15 protein-coding genes and 1 pseudogene are annotated in these 25,270 nt (G+C 76.2%); 7 read left to right on the top strand and 9 right to left on the bottom strand.

The features are described 5' to 3' along the window. Positions 1–27 precede the first annotated feature (27 nt). The 3 genes and pseudogenes from Phou_RS32525 to Phou_RS32515 all read left to right on the top strand — a co-directional run bounded on the left by Phou_RS32525 (position 28) and on the right by Phou_RS32515 (position 4,259). On the top strand, positions 28–270 hold the full coding sequence (locus Phou_RS32525) for a hypothetical protein (protein ID WP_173063264.1): 243 nt from the start codon (positions 28–30) through the stop codon (positions 268–270). A 126-nt stretch (positions 271–396) separates the two neighbouring features. Continuing rightward, positions 397–3,299, top strand: a pseudogene (locus tag Phou_RS32520) (ATP-binding protein). Positions 3,300–3,323: 24 nt separating this feature from the next. Then, positions 3,324–4,259, top strand: a complete 936-nt coding sequence (locus Phou_RS32515) for a TauD/TfdA family dioxygenase (protein ID WP_173063261.1) — start codon at positions 3,324–3,326, stop codon at positions 4,257–4,259. Between the two features lie 21 nt (positions 4,260–4,280). Here Phou_RS32515 and Phou_RS32510 read toward each other — a convergent pair whose 3' ends face one another. Further along, positions 4,281–5,054 carry a glucose 1-dehydrogenase gene (locus Phou_RS32510; protein WP_173063258.1) on the bottom strand — a complete coding sequence of 258 codons (774 nt, stop codon included), beginning with the start codon at positions 5,052–5,054 and terminating at the stop codon, positions 4,281–4,283. Between the two features lie 119 nt (positions 5,055–5,173). On the opposite strand from Phou_RS32510, the gene Phou_RS32505 reads away from it, so the two are divergent. Then, the gene (locus Phou_RS32505; protein ID WP_173063255.1) at positions 5,174–5,530 is read left to right on the top strand and encodes a YciI family protein; all 357 of its coding nucleotides are present in this window, start codon (positions 5,174–5,176) and stop codon (positions 5,528–5,530) included. A gap of 72 nt (positions 5,531–5,602) precedes the next feature. Here the strand turns inward: Phou_RS32505 and Phou_RS32500 are convergent, their stop codons facing one another. Next, the gene (locus Phou_RS32500) at positions 5,603–6,316 is read right to left on the bottom strand and encodes a hypothetical protein (RefSeq protein ID WP_173063252.1); all 714 of its coding nucleotides are present in this window, start codon (positions 6,314–6,316) and stop codon (positions 5,603–5,605) included. Further along, complete coding sequence (locus tag Phou_RS32495) at positions 6,223–7,671, bottom strand: Hsp70 family protein (protein ID WP_173063249.1); 1,449 nt, start codon at positions 7,669–7,671, stop codon at positions 6,223–6,225. Before Phou_RS32495 ends, Phou_RS32500 begins: the two co-directional genes overlap by 94 nt. Positions 7,672–7,715: 44 nt before the next feature. Between Phou_RS32495 and Phou_RS32490 the strand changes: the two genes are divergently transcribed. Beyond that, positions 7,716–10,472, top strand: a complete 2,757-nt coding sequence (locus Phou_RS32490; protein WP_173063246.1) for a serine/threonine protein kinase — start codon at positions 7,716–7,718, stop codon at positions 10,470–10,472. A 1-nt stretch (position 10,473) separates the two neighbouring features. On the opposite strand, the gene Phou_RS32485 is transcribed toward Phou_RS32490, so the two are convergent. Together Phou_RS32485 and Phou_RS32480 are read right to left on the bottom strand one after the other, a co-directional pair. After that, complete coding sequence (locus Phou_RS32485) at positions 10,474–10,959, bottom strand: C2 domain-containing protein (RefSeq protein WP_173063243.1); 486 nt, start codon at positions 10,957–10,959, stop codon at positions 10,474–10,476. Between the two features lie 151 nt (positions 10,960–11,110). Further along, positions 11,111–12,133, bottom strand: a complete 1,023-nt coding sequence (locus Phou_RS32480) for an SMP-30/gluconolactonase/LRE family protein (protein WP_173063240.1) — start codon at positions 12,131–12,133, stop codon at positions 11,111–11,113. 149 nt (positions 12,134–12,282) lie between these two features. Here Phou_RS32480 and Phou_RS32475 point away from each other — a divergent pair, with 149 nt between their 5' ends. Both Phou_RS32475 and Phou_RS32470 read left to right on the top strand, forming a co-directional pair. Continuing rightward, positions 12,283–16,197 (top strand): Pls/PosA family non-ribosomal peptide synthetase, encoded by a 3,915-nt coding sequence (locus Phou_RS32475; protein WP_173063237.1) that lies wholly within the window; start codon positions 12,283–12,285, stop codon positions 16,195–16,197. Further along, entirely contained in the window at positions 16,194–17,582 is a 1,389-nt protein-coding gene (locus Phou_RS32470; RefSeq protein ID WP_173063234.1) for a M1 family metallopeptidase, read from the top strand. Before Phou_RS32475 ends, Phou_RS32470 begins: the two co-directional genes overlap by 4 nt. Positions 17,583–17,638: 56 nt before the next feature. On the opposite strand, the gene Phou_RS32465 is transcribed toward Phou_RS32470, so the two are convergent. The 4 genes from Phou_RS32465 to Phou_RS32450 are packed head-to-tail and all read right to left on the bottom strand — an operon-like array spanning position 17,639 to position 25,162. Next, positions 17,639–20,410: an FtsX-like permease family protein gene (locus Phou_RS32465; protein ID WP_173063231.1), complete on the bottom strand. Its 2,772-nt coding sequence runs from the start codon at positions 20,408–20,410 to the stop codon at positions 17,639–17,641. After that, positions 20,407–23,562 (bottom strand): FtsX-like permease family protein, encoded by a 3,156-nt coding sequence (locus Phou_RS32460; protein ID WP_173063228.1) that lies wholly within the window; start codon positions 23,560–23,562, stop codon positions 20,407–20,409. The genes Phou_RS32465 and Phou_RS32460 overlap by 4 nt, the downstream gene beginning before the upstream one ends. After that, complete coding sequence (locus tag Phou_RS32455; protein ID WP_173063225.1) at positions 23,556–24,233, bottom strand: ABC transporter ATP-binding protein; 678 nt, start codon at positions 24,231–24,233, stop codon at positions 23,556–23,558. Before Phou_RS32455 ends, Phou_RS32460 begins: the two co-directional genes overlap by 7 nt. Continuing rightward, positions 24,230–25,162 carry an ABC transporter ATP-binding protein gene (locus Phou_RS32450; RefSeq protein ID WP_173063220.1) on the bottom strand — a complete coding sequence of 311 codons (933 nt, stop codon included), beginning with the start codon at positions 25,160–25,162 and terminating at the stop codon, positions 24,230–24,232. The genes Phou_RS32455 and Phou_RS32450 overlap by 4 nt, the downstream gene beginning before the upstream one ends. Positions 25,163–25,270: the final 108 nt, after the last annotated feature.

The following is a 25,270-nucleotide window of genomic DNA, read 5'->3' as shown; positions in this document are numbered from 1 at the left end:
GGAAACACCGACGTCAAGGAGACGACGATGAACGAGAACCACAACACCGCCGCCGACCACAACGACGCCGACCGTAACGACGAGAACAACCAGCCCGCCGAGCAGCCGGTGGCCGATCATCCCGCCGGCGCGCTGCGGCTGCTGCCCGCGGTGACGTTCGGCGTACGGGCCGCCGCGCTCGTCGGGCTCGCGGTACCCATCGGGATCGTGATCGGTAGCCTCGGCGCCGGTGCGGGCGAGGCGCTCGCCGGCACGACCTGCTGCCCGTAGCCGCGCGCTACGGCGGTTGGGGCGGGACCGGCGACCGATCGGACCTGGCCACTGACATGAACGTCGATACAGGCGGCACCGTCCGGCCGTGTTACATCGATCTTCGCCTCGGTAGCGTCCAAGAACGTGCGACGCGGTTCCTCCCTCTTGATCGGCCGGGAGAGCGAGCTTCGCGGTGTCACGGAGAGCCTCACCTCGGCGCGGGCGGGACGCGGCGGAGCGGTCTTCCTGGTCGGCGAGGGCGGGATCGGAAAGTCCCGCCTGGCGGAGGCCGTCGCCCAGCAGGCGTTCGCCGCCGAGATGACCCTGATGCGGGCCGCAGCAGTGCGATCGGCACGGTGGTGCCGCTCCGGCCCCTGACCGAGGCGCTGCTGTCGCTGCTGCGTTCCAACCCGGTGGACGTCGGCACGCTCGGGCCGTACGGACCGATCCTCGGCCGGCTCATCCCGGACTGGGGCGGCCAGCCGGCCGAGCACGAAGGCAGCAGCTCACTGGTGATCCTCGCCGAGGCGGTGCTGCGGCTGACCGGCCTGTCCGGCGGGCGGCGCGGCTGCCTGATGACCCTCGAAGACCTGCAAGACGCCGATGCGGAGACGCTGATGGTCGTCGAATACCTCATTGACAACCTCGACCTGCAGCCCACGCTGCTGCTGGGCACCATCCGCGACGAGTCGTGCGCGGCGCTCACCCTCGCCCGGTCGGCCGCCCGGCGGGGGCGGTGCCTGGTCATCGACCTCGACCGGCTGGACCGCGACGACACCCGCCGCATGGCCGGCGCCTGCCTCGGCGGCGAGCCGGACGACGTACCGGCCGCTGCCGCCGACCTGCTGTTCGCCGGCAGCGCCGGAAACCCGTTCCTCATCGAGGAGCTGCTGGCCGGCATGGTCGACAGTGGAGTGCTGGTCAGCGGCGCCGAGGGCTGGCAGATGGCCGAGCGGCTGCCGGCCAACCCGCCGACCAGCTTCGCCCGTGGCATCGCGCACGGCGTCGAGCAGCTCAGCCCGCCGGCCCGCAAGCTGCTGTCGGTCGCCGCGCTCCTCGGCCGGCGCTTCCCGCTCGCGGTCGTGCAGGCGGCCACCGCGATGAGCGACCGCGACCTGCTCAACCACCTGCAGGGCGAGTTCAGCGGTCGGCTGGTCACCCCCGACGACCAGCTCACCGACTGGTACGCGTTCCGCCACCAGCTGACCCGCGAGACCCTGCTGTCGCTGCTCCCCCAGGAGGAGCGCACCGGGCTGGCGCACACCGTCGTCGCGGCGGTCGAGCGGACCTACCCGGGCCTTCCCGGCGAGTGGTGCCAGTTCGCCGCCACGCTGTACCTCGAGGCCGGCGACGCGCCGGCCGCCGGGCGGCTGCTCACCGAGGCCGGCCGGCGGGCGCTCGCGCAGGGCGCCGCCAACTCCGCCGTCACCCTCCTCGACAAGGCCTGGAGCCTGCCCGCGGACGAGACCGGCCGGGCGACCACATTGGAGACCCTGCTCTACGCGCTGGCCGAGGCCGGGCTGGTCGAGCGGGCGCTCGGCTCGGTCGGCCTGCTCGACCAGGTCGGCGCCCTCGACGTGCGCCGGCGGGCCAACCTGCACACCCGCCTCGCCTGGGCGGCCGCGGTCGCCGGCCGTTCCACCGACGCCCTGGTCCAGGTCGACGCCGCCCGCGGGCTGCTCGGGCCGGCCGCCGGCGCGGAGGACCTCGCGCCCATCGACGTCGTCGCCGCCCACCTGGCCCTGGACGTGCCGGGCCAGGACCGGCTGGAGACCGCGGAGACACTCGCCCGCCGCGCCGCCACGGTCGCCGAGGAGGTACCGCTGCCGGTGGTCGCCTGCCAGGCGTGGCAGCTGCTCGGCGCCCTGGTCCGCCACCGCGACCCGGAGGCGGCGACCGAGTGCCTGGAGCGGGCCAGGTCCATCGCGGTGCAGCACCACCTGCCCATCTGGGAGATCCACGCGCTGATCCGGCTCGGCAACGACGACGCGCTGCGCCACGGCGCGCTCGACCGGCTGCACCAGGCCCGGCTGCAGGCCTCGCAGGTCGGGGCGGTGACCGCCCGCTTCCAGGCGGACGCCAGCATCGCGCTGCACTCGATCCTGCGCGGTGACTACGACACCGCCGAGGCGCTCACCGAGCGGGTGCTGGCCGAGACCACCCGGCTGAAGCTGCTGGAGACCACGCAGTACGTGCTGCTGCTGCGGGCCGTGCTGGCCGGGCACCGGGGCCGCCGCCGGGAGATGGAGGACGCGCTCGCCGAGTTCCGCCGCTGGAACGGCGACGACGCGCAGCACGCCCCGCGCGTGTACGGCCTGGCCCGGACCTTCTGCGCGCTGCTGGAGGAGGACCGCTCCCGCGCGCTCGACGAGCTGTCCAGCGCGCTGCAGGCCGAGCAGCTCAACCCCACGGTGTTCCACCTCGGCGGCCGGTACGGCCTCGACCTGCTGGTACGCGCCATGTCCGGCGAGGCCGACTGGGACACGTACGAGGAGCTCACCACCGAGCCGGCCAGCCGCCTGCGCTGGGATCGCCAGTTCGCGCTCTTCGCCAAGGCCGTGCTGCTCGGCCGCGCCGGGCGGGACGCCGAGGCCACCACCACCGTGCACGAGGCGATGCGGGTCGGCGAGCCGTACGTCACCGGCCGCCACCTCGCCCTGCGCCTGGTGTGCGAGTCGGCGCTCGACGACGGCTGGGGCACCCCGGTGGAGTGGCTGCGCGCCGCCGAGGAGCACTTCCATCGCGCCGACGTACCGGCGGTCGCCAGCGCCTGCCGGGCGATGCTGCGCCGGGCCGGCGCCCGCGTCGCGCAGCGCCGCAGCGGCATCGACAAGCTCTCACCCACCTTGCGCGCGGCCGGCGTGACGGTCCGCGAGTTCGAGGTGCTCAAGCTGCTGGTCCGCCGGCTCAGCAACCGGGAGATCGCCGAGCAGCTGCACCTGTCACCCCGCACCGTCGAGCGCCACGTGTCCAGCCTCATCACAAAGACCGGCCTGCCCAACCGCATCGCGCTGAGCGAGTACGCGGCGGACGCCGCCGACGACTGATCCGTGCCCTTTTAAGGAGCCGCCATGCTCACCCAGACCACCCACGCCGAGGTCATCACGGGCGACGGCGCCGGTGTCGACGCCATCGCCGCGCGCCGCGACGAGATCCGCGCCGCCGTGCGCACGCGCGGTGCCGCGTTGCTGCGCGGCTTCCGGGTCGGCGACGTCGACGGGTTCAACGCCGCCGTCCGCGCGGTCTCCGGCGACCCGCTCACGTACGCCGAGAAGTCCTCGCCGCGCACGGCCATCAAGGGCGACATCTACACCTCGACCGACTACCCGGCGCAGGAGGAGATCTTCCTGCACAACGAAAACTCGTACCAGCAGGTCTGGCCGATGACCCTGTTCTTCTACTGCGTGACGCCACCGTCCACCTTGGGTGCCACGCCGCTGGCCGACACCCGGCGGGTGCTGGCCGCCGTCGACCCGGCGGTGCGCGCGGAGTTCGAGGCCCGCGGCTGGATGGCGGTCCGCAACTTCCGCGCCGAGATCGGCCTGGACTGGACGCACGTCTTCGGCACCACGGACCGCGCGGCCGTCGACGAGTACTGCGCCGAGCGCGGCATCCAGACCAGCTGGCAGCCGGACGGCGGCCTGCGCACGAAGGCGGTGCGCACCGCGGTCCACGAGCACCCGGCGACCGGCGAGCGGGTCTGGTTCAACCACGCCACGTTCTTCCACGTGACCACGCTCGGCGACGACCTGCGCGAAGGGCTGCTGAGCATGATGGACGAGGCCGACCTGCCGACCAACAGCTACTACGGCGACGGCGGCCGCATCCCCGACGACGTGCTCGACCACCTGCGCTCCTGCTACCGCGGCGCCACCACCCGCTTCGACTACGAGCGCGACGACGTCCTCGTCATCGACAACATGCTGGCCGCACACGGCCGCGAGCCCTTCACCGGCCCGCGCCGCGTCGCGGTCGCGATGGCCGAGCCGGTCACCTCGTTCCGCTGACGGCGCCGCCCGCCGGAGCCGTCACGACGGCTCCGGCTGGAGGGCCGGCCCCAGCAGCAGGCCGCCGTCGGCGACGAACTCCGCCCCGGTCGCGAACGACGCCTCGGCGGAGGCCAGGAAGAGCACCAGCCGCGTGATCTCCTCCGGCTCGGCGGCCCGCGGGATCGCGTGCCCGTCGAGCGGAAACGCGTCGATCGCGGCGAACCCGATCTCGCCGGTCTGCGTCGTCATCGGCGTGCGGACGACTCCAGGGTGGACGGAGTTCACCCGGATGTTGTCCCGGCCCAGCTCCAGGGCGGCCACCTTGGTCAGTCCCCGCACGCCGAACTTGCTGGCCACGTACGCCCCGAGCAGCGGCGCCGGCTGGATGCCCGCGGTGGACGAGACATTGACGATCGCGCCGCCGCCGGCCGCGCGCATCGACGGCGTCACCGCCTGGATCCCGAGGAACATCCCGGTGAGGTTCACGTCGAGCACCCGCCGCCAGGTCGCCGGCGAGATCGTGTCCAGCGGCTCCAGCGTGAGTACCCCGGCGTTGTTGACCAGCACCCGCACCGGCCCGAACGCCTCCTCGGCCTCGCGGACCAGCGCCGCCCACCCGACCTCGTCCGCCACGTCCAGGTGCACGAACCGCGCCCGCTCCCCCAGCTCCGCGACCAGCGCCCGCCCCTCGCCGTCGCGCACGTCGGCCACCACCACGCACGCCCCTTCGGCGGCGAACCCGCGCGCGTGGGCCGCGCCCATGCCGCGCGCACCCCCGGTGACGACGACCGTCTGCCCTTCGAAGCGCCCCATGCGGTCTCCCTACCTCAGCCGGCCGATCTCCCCACTGTTGTCTCCTACCGGTCTCATCCCGCCGCTCATAGCCGCCCATCGGGTGCCCGGCGGTGTACGCCCGGCCATAGGCTCACGCCATGAGGTTCGACCACCACACCCTCGTCCTGCTGGTACGGCCGCCGGACGCGCCCGAGCTGAGCGAGGCGGAGGCCGACGCCCTGCAGGACGCCCACCTGGCGTTCCGCGCCGACCTGCGCGACCGCGGCCTGCTCGTCGCCGGCGGCCCGCTCGCCGACCAGGACGACGAGCGCCTGCGCGGCGCCTCCATCATGTCGGTGGACCCAGCCACCGCCCGCCAGCTCTGCGCGGCCGACCCCGCGGTCCGCGCCGGCCGCCTGTCGGTACAGGTCATGACGTGGATGGTGCCCGCGGGAAACATCCACTTCGAGGCGGTGCGGGCTCCCCGCTCCCGCTCCGAGGCCGACGCCGGCTGACCGCCGGCTACCTGGGCCGCAGCGGTACCGGTCCGCGGCGGGCGCGGACCACGAGGCCGGCCACCGCGAGCGTCACCAGCACCGCGAGGGCCGGCGCCCAGGCCACGCTCCACAGCCAGCCACCCGCGGCGACCGCGCCGCCGCCCAGCTCGGGCGGTCCCAGCCGGCCGCGCTCGGCTGCCAGCCGCCCCAGAAGCGCCATTCGCGCCAAGCGTGGTAGCCGGCGTAGCCGGCCGAGGCGAGCAGGAGCCCGGCGCCCGCGCCCGCGCCGTAGGCGATGCCCGCCCGCCGCTTGCGGGGAATGTGCCGCAGCGTCGCGGCGGCCAGCACCGCCGCGCCGAAGACGGCGGCGACGCCGGTCGTGAAGGCGACCAGCCGGCTCGCGACCACCGCCGCGTCGCCGGTCGTCTGGAGCACCCAGGCCACGTGCAGCAGCGGTCCGCCCGGCCGCAGCACCCGACCGTCCACTGTGGTGCCGTATACGTATGTCTGCGCGGCCAGTCCGAGCAGGGCGCCGGCCAGCGCGGCGGCCGCCAGCGCCAGCGCGCCCGCGGCGAGCCGGGTGTCCGGGCGCAGCGGGTCGGCCGGCGCGGCGCCGGTCAGCAGCCAGGCGGCCAGGCCGGCGGTGGCGAGGGCCGCCAGCACCGCGAGGACGAGCATCGGCCGGCCCCGCCCGGTGACCATCGCGACGGTCAGGTGGCCGGAACCGCCCATCGCGAGGAGCGCGGCCAGCACCAGGTGGGTACCGGCGAACCCGGTGGCCGCCGCGCCCGCGAGCGCGGCCATCCGGCCGAGGGCGGGCGGCCCGCTTCCCGGGAGCGGGAGGGTCGTGGCGAACCGGCCGAGGCCCAGCACGAGCACCGCGGCGAGCAGCAGCCCGTACACCGTCGGGCCGACGGGCGCGCGGACGCCGGCCACGAACGACTCCCGTCCCGGCGCGGTGGTGAGTGCGACGGCGACGGCGCTGGCGGCCGCCGCGGCGGCGAGCACGGCGAGGGGCGGCGCGGGCTGCTCCGGGTTCGCGTCCGGAGGGCGACCACCCGCGGCGGCACCGGTGGCGGTGCCGGCGTGCCGGCCGGCGGCGGGGCGGCCAGGGCGCCCTCGGCGACCACGAGCTCCGGCCACTCGATCGCGGTGGGCGCGCGGCCGAGGGCACGGTGCAGCAGCGTCGCGGCGAGCGGGACGCGGCTGGAGCCGCCGACCAGGTAGACCCCGGCGAGGTCGGCGACGGGCACCCCGGCCCGGTCGACGGCCGCCCGCAGCGCCGCGACCGTCCGGGCCACGATCGGCTCGGCGAGCCGGTCGAACTCCTCCCGGCTCAGCAGCGCGTCGGTGCCGGGCGCCGGCAGCGGCACGACGGTGGTGGCCGCGCGGGACAGCATCTCCTTGCCGGCGCGCACGTCGTCCCAGAGCTGGCGCGAGGCGCGCCGTTGCGCCGGGGTGGCGGGTGTGACCAGCTCGCGCCACCGGTCGCCGTCGCGGTCCGCGCCGGCCCGCGCCAGGTGCTCCAGGACCGCCGCGTCGATGTCCAGGCCGCCGGTGTCGGGCAGCCCTTCGGAGGCGAGCGGGACCAGCCCTTCGGCGGTGCGGCGGAGCACCGACGCGTCGAACGTGCCGGCGCCGAAGTCGTACACCGCGACGCAGCCGCCGACCGGCACCGCGCCCGCGAACGTCCGGACGAAGTGGTCGGCCGCCGCCACCGGCTCCGCGACCAGCGCCGGCGGCGGCAGCCCGGCGGCCCGCGCCGCGCGGCACAGCACCTCGCGGCGCGGGTTTCCCCAGGCGATCGGGTGCGTGAGCGTCACCTCGCCCACGGGCGCGCCGGACACGCGGGCGGCCTCGGCGGCGACCCGGCGCAGCACGGCGGCGATCAGGTCGACGACCGGGACCTCGCGGTCGCCGAGCAGGACGGTGCCGTCGTCGACGCGGCGCTTGGGGTTGGGCTCCAGCCGCTCAGGGCTCACCCGGCCGCTGTGCCAGGCGTCGCGGCCGACGAGCAGGTCGCCGTCGGCGTCGGCGAAGACGGCGGAGGGCAGCAGCGGCGACCCGTCGAACAGCAGCGGCGCCGGCCGGCCGTCCTGGCGCACGAGCATCGCGACCGTGGTGGACGTCCCGAAGTCGATGCTCAGGCGTCCACTCACCCCGCCACCCTAGGGCACTTGCGCATCGCTGGAATAGTTTCGATATGCCCTCCGCCTACCGCATCTGGGCCTCGTCGGCCCTGGTGGTCGTCCTGGGTGGGTTGCTCACTTCCGGAGCGCCCGCGAACGCGGCGCCGGCGCCCTCGCCGGCGCCGGGGTCCACAGTGGCGCCCGCCGCCGAGCCGGACCCGGCCTGCGCGGTCAGCGGCTACGTGCCGGAGACCGGCCAAGCGGCCCGGCGGCTCCGCGCGGACCTGCGGGCCCGCACGACAAACGACCTGGCGGGGGTACGGCTGGAGCGAGCCGACACGTGGACCGTCCCGCGCGGGCGGGAGCCGGTGCTGGTCGTCGACGCCACGCGGCGCCTCACCCGCGGCGAGGCGAGCGCGGTGCTTTTCGGCGTCGAGTTTCCGATCCGGTCCGGCTCGGGTGACGCCGGCACGCGGTACGTCAGCTCGACCACCATGCCCCACCTGGGCGCCACGGTGCGCACCATCGGCGTCCGCGCCCAGTCGAACGTGTGCGCCGGTTCCCTCGTGCTCTCCGTCGACCGCGGCCCGCTGACCACCCGCCTGGGCGTGGCCGGCGCCGCCGCCTCGGTGGTCTTCGGGCTGCTGCTCGTCGTGCTCGCCCGCGGCCGGCGCGGCGGCTGGTCGCGCCGCTTCCTGCTGGCGGCGGTGCCGGGAGTGCTGGCCGGCGTGGGCGAGGCGGCGGTGCTGCAGGAGGCCGGTCTGGTCAGCCCGTTCAGCCGCTGGTCCTGGCTGGCGCCCGCCCTCGGGCTGGCGCTCGCCGCGGTGCTGCCGCTGACCCGGCGCCGCACCGTCACCTCCCGCCCCGATGCGCCGGACGGGCCGCCGGCGCCGCCCGCCGTCGCGGGGTACACGATCGACGGCTACGCCGGCCGCACGCCCGTCGCGGACGTCTTCCGCGGCAGCCACGCCGGCACCGGCGACCGGGTGCTGCTGACCGTGCTGCGGCCCGAGCTGGCGGCGGACCCGGAGGCCGTCGCGCGCCAGCGGCGGGCGGCCGCGACGCTGGCGCGGCTGGACGGCGAGCACTGCCCGCGACTGCGGGAGGCGCTTCCCGCCGAGCCGGCGCCGGTGATCGTCACGGGGTACGTGGACGGCGTGACCGCCCGCCAGGTGCTGGCCGAGCGGCACGCGCTCACCGGCCCGCAGGCGTGCGCCGTGCTCGCCGGCGTGCTCGGCGGGCTGTCCGCGGTGCACCGGCTCGATCTCGTGCACCGCGACGTGCGTCCGGAGAACGTGCTGCTGGACGCCGGCGGCGGCGTGCTGCTGAGCGGCTTCGAGCTGGCCGCGCCGGGTGCGGAAAACGCCGGGTCGCCGGCGGGCGCGCCGCCGTACGCCGGTCCGCAGCAGCGCCGCGGCGAGCCGGTCGACGCCCGGGCCGACCTGTGGTCGTGCGGCGTGCTCCTCGGCGAGCTGCTGACCGGACGCCCGCCGGTGGTCGACGAGGCGACCGGCGAGCTGCTCCTGGACGCCGAGGCCGGCGCCGTGCCGGAGCCGATGACCCGCTTCCTCGCGCGCGTACTGGCGACGGACCCGGCCCTGCGACCCGCGTCGGCGGGGCAGATGCTCGACGAACTGTCCACTGTGGCCGCCGAGGCGTACGGGCCGGACTGGATGCGCCTCGGTGCGCTGACCGGCGCGGTGGTGCTGCCGGGCGGCGTGGTCGCGGCGGGCGCGGTCGCCGGCGCGGCGGTACCCGCCGTGGCCGTGTCGGGCGGCGTGACGGCGGCCCTGCCGGCCGGCGGCGCCGCGGTCACCACGACGGCCGGCTTCGGCGCGAAGGTCACGGCCTTCGCCACGCCGGCCCTCGCGCTGGCGACGGCGGCGGTGGTGGTCGTGTTCACCGCGTTCGCCGCCAACGCCGCCCCGCCGAACGCGCCGGAGGTCATCACGCCGGAGGCCGCGCGGGTCATCTTCGTGCGGACGGTCGGCGAGTTCCGCGCCGGCGATCTGCGGCACGCGCCGGACATCGACGACCTGGTCAGGTCCGCCGTCGGTCAGGCACTGCCGAGCGCCGACCTGCGCCTCGCGAACATCACGGTTGGCGTGCCGCGCGGGCAGCGCGGCTACCCGGCCTGGTTCACCGCCTACGCCACGGTCACCCACCCCGACGGCGACGTGTACACGATGCTGCTCCGCTTCGTGCGCACCAGCGCCGGCGGCCCCTGGCTGGTCGTCCGCTTCCAGCTGTGGCGCGGCGTCGCGGTGCCGCCGCCCCTGCTGGACAGCGACGGCCACCTGGCCCGGGCGCCGGTCGGCGACCTGATCGCCGACCCCGCCTCGCTCCCCCAGCGCTACCTGGACTGGGCGCGGCGCGCCGCGCAGAGCCACGCGGTCGGCACCGACCCGCTGCTGGACGCGCCGGACTCGCAGTTTCTGGCGAAGCAGGCGATCGACCGCTTCGACGGCGACCGGTCGTTCGCGTCGTTCCAGTACGAGTTCGGCCCGGGCGCGGTCATCGGCGACCCGATCCCGATGGCCAACGGCACGGTACTGGTGGAGTTCACCGCGACCATGCACCAGACCGTCTACAACCGGCCCCGCTTCCGGACCGGCCCGTGCGACTTGTGGGTGTGGACGGACCTGACCACCGGCCGGCTCCGCATGTACAAGAACAGGTTCGACGTGTCGGTGACCGCGTGGGTGCCGATGAAGAACGGCGCTGCGCCGCCCGCTGCGCCCGCCGGCCAGCGCCCGATCCCGGTGAAGCCGGACAAGGTCTACCTCACGGACGGCTGGAACGCCACCAACATCACGATCCAGCGCTGCTGAGCTACTGCACGGAGTACGTGACGTAGTAGAAGGAGCTCTCCACCTCCGACTTGGCGAGCTTGGCGATCTCGCCGGCGCCGGCCTCGGACTCCATGATCGTGACCGAGCCGAGGAGGTCGTCGCCGGAGACGGTGTCGTACTCCCACAGCGAGACGGACTGCGACGAGGTGACCGGCAGGGACAACCCCGGAGCGACCGACTGGCCGGCCTGCATCTCGACCGTGCCGCCGCCCTGTGGCCACACGGCCTTCTCCAGGCCGCCCGACGTGTCCGTCGTGAGGTACAGCTGGTCGGGGTCCGAGCGGGCCGTGTCGATCGCCTCCACCACACCGGGCCCGCGCTTGACGAACTCGCTCAGCGAGAGGCCGCCCAGCTCTCCGATGCCGATGGCGCCGACGAGCCCGGCCAGCGCCTGGTTTACGGCGTCGTCGGTGCCAGTCGCGTGCCGCACGCACAGAATGCCGGTGATCGTCGCCGTAGCCGTCATGGCAGCCCCCCGAAGCTCTCGTCGCCACTCACGCTAGGCCGAAGATCCACATTCGCGCCGGCATATTCACGTGGTTGATCAGGGACCTCGTGGCTGGGCACGCCGGCCGACACGCCCACCAACTCCCTGATCAACCCCCTCCCGGGGCCGTTCAGAGGGAGAGGCGGGCTATGGCGGACTCGGTCAGGCTGCCCAGCCACAGCGAGCCGGCGTGCTCGCGGACGCCCGTGACCATGACGTACCGGCCGGCCGGGCCGTGGATGGTCCGCAGCACGCGGCCGTCGGCGTCCACCTTGGCGACGATGCTGTACCGGTGCGGCTGCGGCTGCAGCCTCGTCGGCAGCACCGCCGCCACGCGCCGGATCGCGGGATGCGGCAGCAGGCGCTCGGCGATCGCGACCCGCGGGCTGGCCAGGGCGATCCAGAAGGTCCCGTCGCCCACCGGCGACATGTTGTCCGGGTACGCGGGCAGGTCGCCCAGGTCGGTGACCGTCGCGTCGGGCAGGGACAGGCGGGTCAGGCGGTGGGCGGCGGTCTCGCAGACCAGCAGCGCCGACTCCGACGGCGTCAGCGCGATGCCGTTCGGAAAGTGGAAGCCGGTCGCCACCACGTCGGTGGTGCCGGAGGCCGGGTCGTACGCGAGGACGCGCCCGTTCGGGCGGTGCTCGAGCAGGTCGCGGCGCCAGTGCGAGAGCGGGAAGCGGTTGGAGCTGTCGGTGAAGTAGACCACGCCGTCGCGGGCCACCGCGGCGTTGTTGCACAACAGGATGCGGCTGCCGCCCACCGCGCGGGCCAGGTCCGTGACGGTGCCGTCGCCGGTGAGGCGCAGCAGGCCGCGGTAGGCGTCGCAGACGACGAGGCTGCCGTCGCGCGGGTCGACCTCTATCCCCAGTGGACGGCCGCCGGTCTCCGCGAGCAGGTCGGGTGCCGTGCCGGGGCGGGCGCCGGGCGGGAAGCGCCAGATCCGGCCGTCGTCGGTTCCGGTGACCACGCCGCCGTCCGGGTCGACGACGACGTCCTCCGGACCGTGCGCGCCGGGCACGTTCAGGATGTCGAGCACGTCGAGGCCGGTGTCCGTCGCGGCCCACGGCCCGTCGAGGGGCGGTGGTGCGGTGGCCGGCAGCTTCGCCGGGCGGATGAGCCAGGGCGCGGGCGGGCGCGGTACCGGTGTCATGTCCAGCATTGTGGGCCTCGCGGCACCGCACGCGCGCGATGTGTCGCCGGACACGAACCAGCGGTATGGCCGTGACGCACGGTTGCGCTGTCGTAAGGTTGTTGGTTGGCCGCGCGCCCCCCTCTGGCGTCCGTCCAGGAAGGTACGCGATGACCCTGGCCCCTGCCCTGCTCACCCCTGCCCTGGCCGTCTACGAGTCGGAGCGCGCCCCGGCGCCACGGACGCTGCTGGACATCCTCGCCGCGACCGTCGCCCGGCACCCGGACGCGCCCGCCATCGACGACGGCACGGACGTCTACGACTACCGGCGGCTGGCCGCCGAGGTCGAGGCGGTGCAGGAGCGGCTCGCGGCGGTGGGGATCGGCGCGGGCGACCGGGTGGGCATCAGGATCTCCTCCGGTACCGCCGAGCTGTACGTGGCGATCCTCGGGGTGCTCGCGGCCGGCGCGGCGTACGTGCCGGTGGACGCCGACGACCCGGACGAGCGCGCCGAGCTGGTGTTCGCGGAGGCGGGCGTCTGCGCGGTGCTCGGCGACGGCGGCGCGGTGAGCATCCGGGCGGCGGGCAACGAGCCGCGCCCGGACGGCGACGCCTGGATCATCTTCACCTCCGGCTCCACCGGCCGGCCCAAGGGCGTCGCGGTCGGCCACGCGTCGGCGGCCGCGTTCGTGGACGCGGAGGCGGACCTCTTCCTGAAGGCGGCGCCGATCGGGCCGGGCGACCGGGTGCTCGCCGGCCTGTCGGTGGCGTTCGACGCGTCCTGCGAGGAGATGTGGCTGGCCTGGCGGCACGGCGCCTGCCTGGTGCCCGCCGCGCGGGCGCTGGTGCGCAGCGGCGTCGACCTCGGGCCGTGGCTGGCGCAGCGGCGGATCACGGTGGTGTCCACGGTGCCGACGCTCGCCGCGCTGTGGCCCGAGGAGGCGCTGGACGGCGTGCGGCTGCTCATCTTCGGCGGCGAGGCGTGTCCGCCCGAGCTGGCCGAGCGGCTGGCCGTGTCCGGTCGCGAGGTCTGGAACACGTACGGGCCGACCGAGGCGACCGTGGTCGCCTGCGCGGCCCGGCTCACCGGCGACGGGCCGGTGCGCATCGGGCTGCCGCTGGCCGGGTGGGCGCTCGCGGTCGTCGACGGCGCCGGTGAGCCGGTCCCGATGGGCGGCACCGGCGAGCTGGTGATCGGCGGCGTGGGTCTGGCCCGCTACCTGGACGCGGACAAGGACGCGGAGCGGTTCGCGCCGCTGCCCTCGCTCGGGTGGGAGCGCGCCTACCGCAGCGGCGACATCGTGCGCGCCGAGCCGGAAGGGCTCGTCTTCGTCGGCCGCAACGACGAGCAGGTGAAGCTCGGCGGGCGCCGGATCGAGCTGGGTGAGGTCGACGCCGCGCTGCAGGCGCTGCCCGGGGTGGCCGGCGCGGCCGCCGCGGTGCGCCGCACCAAGGCCGGCAACCAGGTCCTGGTCGGGTACGTGACGGCCCGGGACGGCGCGGCGTTCGACAAGGACGCGGCCGCCGAGCGGCTGGGCGAGCAGCTGCCCGCCGGGCTGGTGCCGCTGCTCGCCGTCGTCGACACGCTCCCCACGCGCACCTCCGGCAAGGTCGACCGGGCCGCGCTGCCCTGGCCACTGCCCACGGTGGACACCGCGCCGGCGGCGCTCTCCCCCACGCAGGCGTGGCTCGCCGAGGGGTGGGCGGAGATCCTCGGCGTGCGCGTCACCGAGCCGGGCGCAGACTTCTTCCGCAACGGCGGCAGCAGCCTCGCCGCGGCCCAGCTCGTCGCCTGGGTCCGCCGGCGCCACCCCCAGGTGTCGGTCGGCGACCTGTACCAGCGTCCGCGGCTGGACCACCTGGCGGCCATGCTCGACGGCCTCGGCGAGACCACCGCGACCGAGCGCGAGGTCGCACCCACTCCCCGCCGGGCGGGCGTCATCCAGTCGCTGCTCATGGTGCCGCTGCTGACCGTCGTCGGGCTGCGCTGGCTGACCGTGCTGGCCGCGGCCGCCAAGCTGCTCGGCGTCTCCTGGGCGCCGGCGGTCTCGTGGTGGTGGGTGGCGCTGGGCTGGTTCGTGCTGTTCAGCCCCGTCGGCCGGATCGGGATCTCGGCCGGCGGCGCGCGGCTGCTGCTGTCCGGGGTGCGGCCGGGCAGCTACCCGCGCGGCGGCTCGGTCCACCTGCGACTGTGGGCGGCCGAGCGGCTCGCCGACCTGAGCGGTGCCACCAGCGTGGCCGGCGCGTCGTGGATGACCCGGTACGCGCGGGCGCTCGGCGCGCAGGTCGGCCGCGACGTCGACCTGCACTCGGCGCCGCCGGTCACCGGGCTGCTGCGGCTGGGGCGGGGCGCGGCCGTGGAGCCCGAGGTCGACCTGTCCGGCTACTGGGTGGACGGCGACGTCGTCCACATCGGATACACGTGGATCGGCGCCGGCGCCCGGGTCGGTGCCCGCAGCACGCTGCTGCCCGGTGTCCGGCTCGGCAAGGGCGCCGAGATCGGCCCCGGCTCGACGGTGGCCGGGGTCGTACCGGCGGGCGAGCGCTGGGTCGGCTCCCCCGCCGCACCCGGCGGCAAGGGCGCCAACGACTGGCCGACCCGCCGGCCGGCCCGCTCCCGGCGCTGGGTCGCCGTGTACGGGTTGACCTCCGTCCTGCTCGGCGCGCTGCCGGCGATCGCGGCCCTGCCCGGCATCGCGGTCCTGGCCCGCGCCGCGTCCGGTGCCGCCACCCTGGGCGAGGCGGTGTCCGCCGCGCTCGTCGCCACGCCGCTGGCCGCGCTGGCCTACGTCGCCGGCTACGCGCTGCTGGTCCTGGTGGCGGTGCGGGCCCTGAGCCTCGGCCTGCGCGCCGGCTACCACCCGGTGCACAGCCGGGTCGCGTGGCAGGTGTGGGCGACCGAGCGGTTGATGGGCATGGCGCGGGTCGGGCTCTTCCCGCTGTACGCGAGCGTGCTCACCCCCGCCTGGCTGCGGCTGCTCGGCGCCAAGGTGGGGCGCGGCGTGGAGGCGTCCACGGTGCTCGCGCTGCCCAAGATGACCACCGTCGCGGACGGCGCGTTCCTGGCCGACGACACCATGGTCGCCACGTACGAGCTGCGGCAGGGCTGGCTGCACGTGGCGCCGACCCGCATCGGCAAGCAGGCCTTCCTCGGCAACTCCGGGATGGCGGCGTCCGGGCACTCGGTGCCCAAGCGCGGCCTCGTCGGCGTGCTCTCCTCCGCACCCCGCAAGGCCAAGAAGGGCTCGTCGTGGCTGGGCATGCCGCCGATGCCGCTGCGCCGGTCGCCGGAGGCCGCGGACAGCAGCCGCACGTACGACCCGCCGCCGCGCCTGAAGGCGGCCCGCGCGCTGGTCGAGCTGTTCCGGCTGGTACCGGTCGTGTGCGGGGCGGCACTGGCCGTGCTGGTGCTGGCCGCGCTCGCGGCGGTGTGGCACGGGCTCGGCCCGGTCGCCGCGGGAGCGCTGTCCGGCGGGGTGCTGCTGGCCGCCGGTGTACTGGCCGCCGCCACCGCCACCGCGATGAAGTGGCTGCTGGTGGGGCGCTTCCGGACCGGCGACCGTCCACTGTGGGACTCGTTCGTGTGGCGCAACGAGCTGGCCGACACGTTCGTGGAGGTGCTCGCGGTGCCGTGGCTGCTCGGGTCGGCCAGCGGCACGCCGCTGCTGACCGGCTGGCTGCGCACGATGGGCGCGAAGATCGGCCGCGGGGTGTGGCTGGAGACGTACTGGTTGCCGGAGTTCGACCTCATCCGCATGGGTGACGGCGCGACCGTCAACCGGGGGTGTGTCGTGCAGACCCACCTGTTCCATGATCGGATCATGAGCATGGACGAGGTGACGCTGGAGGCGGGCGCGACGCTCGGCCCGCACGGCATCGTGCTGCCCGGCGCGACGATCGGCGCGCGGACCACGGTCGGGCCCGGCTCGCTGGTGACCCGCGGCGACACGGTGCCGGCCGGCACGCGCTGGCTCGGCAACCCGATCGCGGCATGGCCGGCGACATCCGGTCCGCACGGCGCGACCGGCTCGGACGCAGCCGGCGCCGCGGCGGGCGCGGCACGCACGGCCCCGCACGGGGAATGAAGGAGGCCGCCCGCGCGGGTGCGGACCGTTCCGGCGATCCCTACCTTCCCGAGCACGGAAACGGCGGCTACCGGACCCGCCACTACGACCTCGACCTCGACTACCGGATCGCCACCAACCGGCTCACCGGGCGGGCGACCGTCACGGCGGTCGCCACCCACGGGCTGACCCGGCTGAGCCTCGACCTGGCCGGGCTCCGGGTCGAGCAGGTGCTCGTGGACGGTGCGGCCGCGCGGTACTCCCACGTGCGCCACAAGCTCCACGTCCGGCCGCCGGTGCCGGTGCCGGCCGGTGCGGAGTTCCGGGTCGAGGTGCGCTACGGCGGCCGGCCTCGCCCGCTCGCCGGGCGCTGGGGCGACATCGGGTGGGACGAGCTGGCCGACGGCGTGCTCGTGGCCAGCCAACCGGTGGGTGCGCCGTCCTGGTTTCCGTGCAACGACCATCCGGCGGACAAGGCGAGCTACCGCATCGCGGTGACGGCGGCGACGCCGTACACGGTGGTCGCCACCGGGAGGCTGGCCGAGCGCCGGCGCGGCGCGAGCACGACGGCCTGGGTGTACGAGCTGCCGGAGCCGACCCCCTCCTACCTGGTGAGCATCCAGATAGGACGGTACGAGCGCACGAACCTCTACAGTGGAGTGCCGGTGCAGCGGGCCGCCGTGCCGACGAGGCTGCGCCGCCCCTTCGCGCACGACTTCGGCCGCCAAGGCGAGATGATGCAGGTGCTGCAGCGGTTCTTCGGTGCGTACCCGTTCACCGAGTACACCGTCGTGGTCACGGACGACGACCTCGACGACCCGATCGAGGCGCAGGGCATGTCCATCTTCGGCGCCAACCACGTGGACGGGCGGCGCACCCACGAGCGCCTCGTCGCGCACGAGCTGGCCCACCAGTGGTTCGGCAACAGCCTGACGGTGGCCGACTGGCGGCACATCTGGCTCAACGAGGGGTTCGCGACGTACGCGGAGTGGCTGTGGTCCGGCGCGTCGGGCGGCCCGCCGGTGGAAGGGCTCGCGCGGATGTGGCACGCCCGGCTCCGGACCCGCGCCGCCGACCTGCGGATCGGCGACCCCGGCGTGTCACGGATGTTCGACGAACGCCTGTACAAGCGCGGCGGCCTGACGCTGCACGCGCTGCGCCGCGAGGTCGGCGACGACGTCTTCTTCCGCACCCTGCGCGCCTGGGTCGCCGAACACCGCCACGGCACGGTGACGACGGCCCAGTTCATCGCGCTCGCCGAGCGCCACGCCGCCCGCCCGCTGCACGACTTCTTCCAAGCCTGGCTCTACGCCGCCCCCTGCCCGACCTGCCCGGCCCCCTTTCGGCGGGTTGATCAGGGAGTTGGTGGGCGTGCCTGCCGGCGTGTCCACCCACGAAGTCCCTGATCAACCACGTGAGCCGAGCGCGAGCCGACCGCGCGAGGCGAGCGCGCGAGCGCGCGCTAGCCGCCGCCGGCGCGGAGGACCTCGCTGAGCCGGCGCCGGCGGCGCAGGGCCGACTCGATCGGCACGACCACGGCGACGGCGGCGAGGAACGCGGCCGCGACGAGGGCGGCGCCCCACCACGGCACCGCCACCGCCGGGTCGGCGTCGGTGCCGACGAGCACGCGCAGTGCGAGCGGGCCGAACGTCAGGTACGCGAGCAGCACGCCCAGCAGTGGTCCGGCGACGGCGGCCACCGCCACCGGCGGCAGCAGTTCGCCCGCGGCGACCCAGCGGGCCTCGCGCAGGCGGAGCCCGAGGGTGCGCAGGCGGCCGATGGTCAGCCACCGTTCCGGCGCACTCGCGGCGGCACCCAGCGCGAGGCCGAGCAGCCCCAGCACCAGCAGCGCCGCGGCCGACGCCCATGCCAGGCGCAGCAGGCCAGCGGTCAGCGGAGCCGTGCGGCGTTCCCGGACAAGGTCGGCGCGCAGCACGGTGTTCACGCCGGCACCGGTTTCGACGGCCTGTGCCGTGCCCGGGCCGGTGACCCAGACGGTGTTGGGCACGACGGGCACGCCGGCGGCGGCCATCGCGGCGGCGTCCACGATGACGACGTCCTCCGTGTCGCCGACGGCCGGCCCGGTCGCGACGGCGGTGAGCACGACGGCGGGTGCGTCGTCCCCCCGCGGCAGCTGCATGCGGGTGCCGGGGCGCAGGCTGCCGTCGCTGGACCGCACGAGGGCGGGCACGCCGCCGTCAGCCGGCGCCGTGAGGCGGGCGAGCTGCGGGGCGTCGGGCAGCGGGGTGGTGGCCAGCAGCCGCTGGAAGGCGGCCGCGTCCACGACCACCAGGCGCGGGGTGACCAGCGTCGCCGGGGTGGTGACGCGGGCACCGTCGGTGACCTGGGCGGGGACGGCCTGCCGGACGCCCGGCTGCGCCGCGACGCGCCGCGCGAGCGCCTCCACGTCGACACCGGCGGCGGGGTTGGCGTCCAGGCGGGCGTCGGCGCCGACGGTGCGCCACGCGCCGCCGTCCAGGCCGCGGCCAGCGGTGGCGTCGAGGGTGAACGCGAACGAGGCGAGGCCGGCAGCGGCGACCATCGCCACCAGCGGCAGGGCGTGCGCGGCGGTGGCGGCGGCCCGGGCGGCGCCGACCGCGGCGAGGGGACGCCGGGAGCGCATGCTCCGCCGCAGCGCCGCGCGCAGGCCGGCCGGCAGCAGGCGGAGCACGACGAGCGCGCCGGCGACGGCGCCGAGGGCGGGCGCGCTGGACGGCAGCGTCGCACCGCTGTCCTGTGTGGACCACGCGCCGGTGGCGCCGCCGGCGACGGCGGGCAGGATCCCGCGCTGGTGGAGCGCGACGAGCGCCGCCGCGGCGCCGATCAGGACCGCGGCCTCGGCGGTGGCGCGGCGCAGCTGCCCGGTGCGGAGCAGCCACCGTCGCGCGGCGCGGTTGGCGGGAGCGCGCCGGTCGCGGGTGGCCCGGGCGGCCAGGAGCGTGCCGAACGCCGGGCCGGCGGCGGTCGCGGCCACCGCCACGGGGACCGCCCACCCCCAGGCGACGCCCGGTGCGGCGAGGCGGGCCAGGGCCAGCCCGACCGCGGCGGCGGCCACGGCGACGGCGGCCGACTCCACGAGCAGTTCCGCGCCGAGGTCGGCCAGGGCCGCACCGCGTTGCCGGGCGGCGGTCAGCGGCTGGGCGCGGCGGCGGGCGAGCAGGTCGGCGGCGAGCAGCAGCACGAGTACCGCGGCGGCCAGCACGCCGATGAGCAGGACGGACGCCTGCGCGCCGGCCGCGTTGACCCGCAGCTGCACGTCCCGCAGCACGAGGTCGAGCTGCGACTCCCACCGCAGCGAGGAGTCGTAGACGCTGGACGCGGCGGAGGTCGCCTTGAGCGTGACGAGCGTGCGCGTGACGCCCTCGGCGACGCCGGCGTCGAGGGCGTCCGGTTCGGGCGTGAAGCGTACGGTGCGGTCCAGCTCGTCGTTCTCGTACGCGACCCGGGCGTCGGGCAGCGAGCCGGGCGACAGCAGGCCGCCGAGGCGGGTGGTGCCCACACCGTCGGTACCCGAGGTGGGCCGCAGCAGCCAGGGCACGAGCCGCCAGGTCGGGTCGGTGCTGTCGACCGGCCGGAAGATGCCGCTGACCCGCACGTCCTTGACCCGCCGGTACTGGTCGGCGAGCGGGATGCGGTCGCCCGGCCGCACGCCGAGGGCGGCGGCGTCCACTTCGGAGAGTCCGACCTGCACCGGCCACGGTGGACCGCTGTACGGCACGACCGTGCTCTCCTCGGCCGGCGGCACGGACGGCGCGGGCGGGGTGCCGGCGACCCAGGTGACCTGGCGGTCGCTGTACGCGCCGCGCTCGTCCACGAGGTAGTTGAGCTGGAACGTGCGCAGCACGCTGCCGTCGGTGACCTTCAGCGTGGGTCCGGAGACCACGGCGACGGGCGGGCGCAGCACGCCGCGCACCACGGGGTCGAGGGCGGCGTCGGCCTGGTCGCGGAAGCCGTCGACCTCCTCGGCGAGGCGGGGGTTGCGGGTGCGGCCGCCGCCGGGCGCGTCGTCGTACTCCCAGCCGGAGTGGGCCAGCACGTCGGCGTCCCGGCCGGCGGTGCGGGTGGCGTCGCGGACCGCGTCGTCGGCGGTGGCGCGCAGCATGGGCGGCGCCGCGCCGGCGAGCAGCGTGACGAGCGCGACGACGGCGGCGACCAGCAGCAGCGGTCCGGCGTCGGCCCGCGCGCGGCCCCGCACACTCGGCCAGTGCAGGGCCGGGAGCCGCCGCCGGATCACGACGTCACCCGCAGGTGCGCGGCGTCGGCGCGGCGGGACTGGGCCACGACCACGGCGGCGGTCGCGAGCACGGAACCGGCCAGCAGCAGGGCGACAAGGGCGGCCTGCGCGCCCCACGGCCAGACCGGCAGCACGGCCGGCACGGGCACGGCCCCGGTGTCGGAGCGGACCATGAGCGGCGCGACGGTCCAGGTGGCGAGCGCGCCGACGGCCACGCCAGCGATCACGAGCGGTACCAGCACGCCGGCGTGCTGGCCGAGCAGGACGGCGCGGATCTCCCGCCGGTACATGCCGAGGCCGCGCAGCCGCGCCACCTCGACCGCGCGCAGCCGCAGGTCGAAGGTCACGTGCAGGACCACGCCGGCGAACAGCAGCAGCACCGCGGCGGGCACCAGCAGCCGCAGTGCGGCCGGCAGCCCGGCGCGGGGCGGGCTGCCGACGAGCCGGGCCGCCTCGCCCGCGCGGGTGGTGACGGCGCCCAGGTGCAGGTCGGTGGCGCGGGCGGCGGCGCCGGCGTGCGCGGGCTCGCCGACCCACCAGGCGTCCATCGGGTACTCCAGGTGCCCGGCGACCGCGAGCGCGCGGGAGAGGGTGTCCAGGTCGGCCAGGATCGCGGCGGCGCCGGGCGCGGACGGGACGGTGGGCAGCACCTCGGCGACCGTGACGGTCAGCGGTGTGGTGCCGATGGAGAGGCTGAGCGGCGATCCTTTGTGGACGTCGAGCTCGCCGGCGAAGCGGCTGGACACCGCCACCGGTACCGTCCCGGGGTCGGGAAACGCGGTGGCCACGAGCGTGCGGGCCGCCGCGTCGGATCCGGTGAGCTGCACCGTCGCGGTCATGGTCAGCCGCGCTCCGGCGGGCGCGGCGGCGACGGTGACGGCCGGGTCGGACACCTGCTGCGGTACCGGCGGCGCGGACGTGGCTGTCCACGTTGGACCGGGCGTGGCGCCGGGCACGGTGAGCGTGACGGAGACGGCGCTGCCGGAACCATCGGCGGCCGGCGAGAACGGCAGCGCCACGGCGACCAGCCGCAGGCCGTCGACGGGCGCGCAGTCCCGGATCTCCCGCGCGGTGCCGTCCAGGAGCAGCGGCTCGCCGTCGCAGGTGGTACGCAGGCCGGTCGCGTCCTGCAGCAGCAGCCGCGGCGTCGCGGCCAGCGGCGCCGGGCCGGCGGAGGTACCGGCGACCGTGAGCACCGCACCGGCCGGTACCGCCAGCCCTTCGACGCGTGCCGGCGGTGCCAGGGCCGCGCCCACGCCCGCCCAGCCGCCGTCCATCCGGCCGCGCAGCAGCGCCGCTGCGCGCGCGGTGTCGGTGGCCACCAGGCGCGGCGGGTCGCCCGCGCTGCCGATCCACTGCCCGACGGCGATGCCGCGGTCGACGGCCGGGCTCACGGCACCGCCGGTGGCCGCGGTGACGGCCGCCCCGTCGCCGGTGCGCGGCGCTGCGTCGAGGGTGATGGCCAGGTCGGTGCCGACGGACAGGTCGGCCTGGTCGTGCTGCGAGCGTTCCCAGGTGGCGTTGAGCGCGATCCCGAACGTGCCCGCCGCGCAGGCGAGTCCGATCAGCAGGCCGGTGGCCATCGCGTGGGAGCGGCGGGCCGCCTCGATCGCGGCGAGCGGAAACGCGAGCCCACGCGCGCCGCGCGCGAGCCGGTCCACGCCGCGCAGCGCGGGCGGCGCCACCCGCAGGGCCAGCGCGGCGCCGGCGGCGAGCACGAGGGCCGGTGCCGCCACGCGTACCGCGTCGGCGCGGGCGCCCGAGCCCGCGGGCTGGGCGCCGAGCTGCCACAGGCCCACGGCGGCGAACGCCACGAGCAGCAGGTCGGCGCCGGAGCGGGCGAGCAGCTCGCGGCGGTGGTGGCGCTCGCCGGACGGTGCGGCGCGCCGGATCGCGAGGAGCACGAGCATCGCCGCGAGCCCCACCGCGCCGGCGGCGACCGCGAGTACCTGCGCGGTGTTGACACCCGGACCGACCGCGAGCCCGGCGCCGGCCAGCGGCGCGAGCCGGGTGAGGCCGGAGTGCAGGGCGGACGAGGCCGGCACCGCGAGCGCGGCGGCCAGGAGCGCGATGGCGCCGCCCTCGACGGTCGCGGCGGCGGCGAACTGCCGGGGGCTGACGCCCAGCGCGGACAGCAGCGCGGTCTCCGCCGTCCGCGTGCCGGCGGTGAGGCGGCCGGCGAGCGCGAGGGCGGTCGCGGTCAGGACGCAGCCGATGACGGCGACCGCGAGGACAGCGGCGGCGGTCACCCGCTGCTGCACGCGGGCCAGCTCCATGGTCCGGGGCAGCGGCGACTCGACGCGGTGGATGCGTACCCGGTCGCCGAGCGCGCCGGCCAGCCGCCGGTCGGCGCCGGCGAGGTTGCCGGTCACGGCGTCCAGCTGCGAGCCGGTGGCGTGGGACAGGTCGGGGCGGGCGGTGACCTCCAGGCGGCCGATGAGCGAGCCGCTGGCGAACAGGTCGCGCAGGTCGACCAGGAACGGCCCGTACGCGTGCACCGGCTCCGGTCCCTGCCCCTTGAAGGCGTGGTCGTAGCCGGCGCCGGCCAGCGGGTCGCGGTCCCATTCGCCGCCGGGCAGCGGGCGGGCGACGCCGACGACGGTCACGTCGAGCGGCGGGGCCGGGCCGATGGACAGCTCGGCGCCGAGGCGTACCCGGCTGCCGGGCGCGAGGCCGAGCAGCCGCGCGGTGGCTTCGAGGACGACCGCCTCCAGCGGCGCCGCGGCAGCGGTCGCGGCCCTCGGCCAGCGCCCGTCGAGGAGCACGGCGCGGGCGGGGAGGTCGTCGAGGCCGGACAGGTATGTCTCGGCCGGCATCCCGGCCACCTCGGTGGCGGCCGGCAGCGACCGGTTCACCGACGACGCCCGGGTGGAGGTGGTGGTGGCGAACGGCGCGAGCGCCGAGGTGAGCACCGCGCGCGTGTCCGCGGCGACCGAGGTCGCGTCGGCGCCGCGGACGGTGACGTTGAAGGCGGTCGCCTTGACCTCGTCGGGCGCGGCCCGGGCGGCGACCACCTCGATGGCCTGCTCGCCGGTGCGGGTGACCAGCAGCGCGCAGGTGCCCAGCAGCGTGGCGCCGATCGCGACCACCGCCAGCAGGGCGGCCAGTAGCGGCCACTGCGCGCGGGCGCGGCGGGCGAGCACGCTCAGCACTCGACCTGCCCGTCGTGCATGCGCAGCACCCGGTCGGCCAGCTCCATCATCACCGGGTCGTGCGTGGAGACCAGCACGGTCACACCCTCGGACTCGACGACGCCGCGCAGCAGCGCCATCACCGCGAGGCCGGTCTCGGCGTCGAGCTGGCCGGTCGGCTCGTCGGCGATCACCAGCCGCGGCGAGGCGGCCAGCGCCCGCGCGATCGCCACCCGCTGCTGCTGCCCGCCGGACAGCTCGTCCGGGCGCTGCTGCCCGTGGTCGGCCAGGCCGACCAGGTCGAGCAACAGCTCCACCCGCCGCTCGCGCTCCGCGGGCGCCATCCGGGCCAGGCGCAGCGGTACGCCGACGTTCTCCGCGGCGGTCATGACCGGGATCAGGCCGAACGTCTGGAACACGTATGCGACCTTGGCCCGCCGCAGGTCGGACAGGCCGTCGTCGTCGAGCGCCGTGACCTCGGTGCCGTCGACCACGACCGTGCCGGCGTCGGGGCGGTCCAGCCCGCCGACCACGTTCAGCAGGGTCGTCTTGCCGGAGCCGGAACGCCCGACGAGCGCGACCATCGTGCCGGCGGCGACGTCGAACGACACGTCGCGCAGGGCGTGCACCGACGCCGGTCCGGTGCCGAAGCGGCGGTGGACGCCGCGCACCGTGATCAGCTCGCCGGTCACGCGTCGACGCCGCCGTTCGGGCGGATCTCGACGCGGTCGGCCTCCAGCGCCAGCCGTACCCGCCGGGTCAGCGCGAGCGCCTCGCGGTAGTCGCGCGGGATCTGGACCCGCCCGGCCCGGTCCATCACCGCGTACTCCTCGGCGATCACGTGGGTGCCCCCGTCCTCCGCCGTGGCGGTGCGGCGCAGCACCTCGCTGCTGGTACGCCCGTCACGGATCGCCACCGTCCGCTCGACCTGGCCGCTCACCTCCGGGTCGTGGGTCACCACGACCACGGTGACGGCGAACTGCCGGTTGACGTCCCGCAGCGCCTGGAAGACCTGCGCCGAGGTGTCCGCGTCCAGCTCGCCGGTGGGCTCGTCGGCCAGCAGCACGCGCGGCCGGTTGGCGAGCGCGACCGCGATGGCGACGCGCATCTGCTCGCCGCCGGACAGCTGCGCGGGACGCCGGTCGGCGCAGTGCCCGACGCCGAGGACCTCCAGCAGCTCGCCGGGGCGGGTACGGCGGTCGCCGGCCGGTGCGCGGGCGGCCGTCAGCGGCAGGTCGACCATCTGGCGGGCGGTCAGGTACGGCACGAGGTTGCTCGCCGTCTGCTGCCGCACGAACCCGACGGTGTGCCGCCGGTACCGCACGCGGTCGGACCGGGACATCGACAGCAGGTTCCACCGGTCGACCCGCGCCCGCCCGGCGGTGGGCGCGTCGATGCCGGCGAGGATCGACAGCAGGGTCGACTTGCCGGACCCGGACGCGCCGACGACGGCGATCATCTCGCCGCGCTCCACGACCAGGTCGAGCCCCTGCAGGGCCTGCACCTCGACCGAGCCGGTCTGGTAGATCCGCACCAGGCTCTCGCAGGCGATCATCGTCTCCGGACCGGGCTCGGGCGTCCGGGGGGACGGCTGCGGCACGGAAAGCGGCGGCTTGGACATCCCCCTCCTCCAGCCGACCCCGTGCCAGCGTCGAGTCAGATCCTCGCCCTCGTGATCTCCGCGCGTCAACACACCGTGAACCGCAGGCCCCGCGCCGCTTCCCCGTCG

This window comes from Phytohabitans houttuyneae, assembly GCF_011764425.1.
GTDB lineage: Bacteria > Actinomycetota > Actinomycetes > Mycobacteriales > Micromonosporaceae > Phytohabitans > Phytohabitans houttuyneae.
Note: the sequence above shows the minus strand (reverse complement) of the source record. Positions and strands in the feature narration are given on the sequence as shown.

What these genes read in the sequence shown, in the direction of transcription:
- Phou_RS32480 (WP_173063240.1), bottom strand. Translation starts at nt 12,133, where the DNA reads ATGACACCGGTACCGCGCCCGCCCGCGCCCTGGCTCATCCGCCCGGCG.
- Phou_RS32475 (WP_173063237.1), top strand. Translation starts at nt 12,283, where the DNA reads ATGACCCTGGCCCCTGCCCTGCTCACCCCTGCCCTGGCCGTCTACGAG.
- Phou_RS32485 (WP_173063243.1), bottom strand. Translation starts at nt 10,959, where the DNA reads ATGACGGCTACGGCGACGATCACCGGCATTCTGTGCGTGCGGCACGCG.
- Phou_RS32525 (WP_173063264.1), top strand. Translation starts at nt 28, where the DNA reads ATGAACGAGAACCACAACACCGCCGCCGACCACAACGACGCCGACCGT.
- Phou_RS32515 (WP_173063261.1), top strand. Translation starts at nt 3,324, where the DNA reads ATGCTCACCCAGACCACCCACGCCGAGGTCATCACGGGCGACGGCGCC.
- Phou_RS32505 (WP_173063255.1), top strand. Translation starts at nt 5,174, where the DNA reads ATGAGGTTCGACCACCACACCCTCGTCCTGCTGGTACGGCCGCCGGAC.
- Phou_RS32510 (WP_173063258.1), bottom strand. Translation starts at nt 5,054, where the DNA reads ATGGGGCGCTTCGAAGGGCAGACGGTCGTCGTCACCGGGGGTGCGCGC.
- Phou_RS32470 (WP_173063234.1), top strand. Translation starts at nt 16,194, where the DNA reads ATGAAGGAGGCCGCCCGCGCGGGTGCGGACCGTTCCGGCGATCCCTAC.
- Phou_RS32500 (WP_173063252.1), bottom strand. Translation starts at nt 6,316, where the DNA reads ATGGCCGCGCTCGCGGGCGCGGCGGCCACCGGGTTCGCCGGTACCCAC.
- Phou_RS32450 (WP_173063220.1), bottom strand. Translation starts at nt 25,162, where the DNA reads ATGTCCAAGCCGCCGCTTTCCGTGCCGCAGCCGTCCCCCCGGACGCCC.
- Phou_RS32490 (WP_173063246.1), top strand. Translation starts at nt 7,716, where the DNA reads ATGCCCTCCGCCTACCGCATCTGGGCCTCGTCGGCCCTGGTGGTCGTC.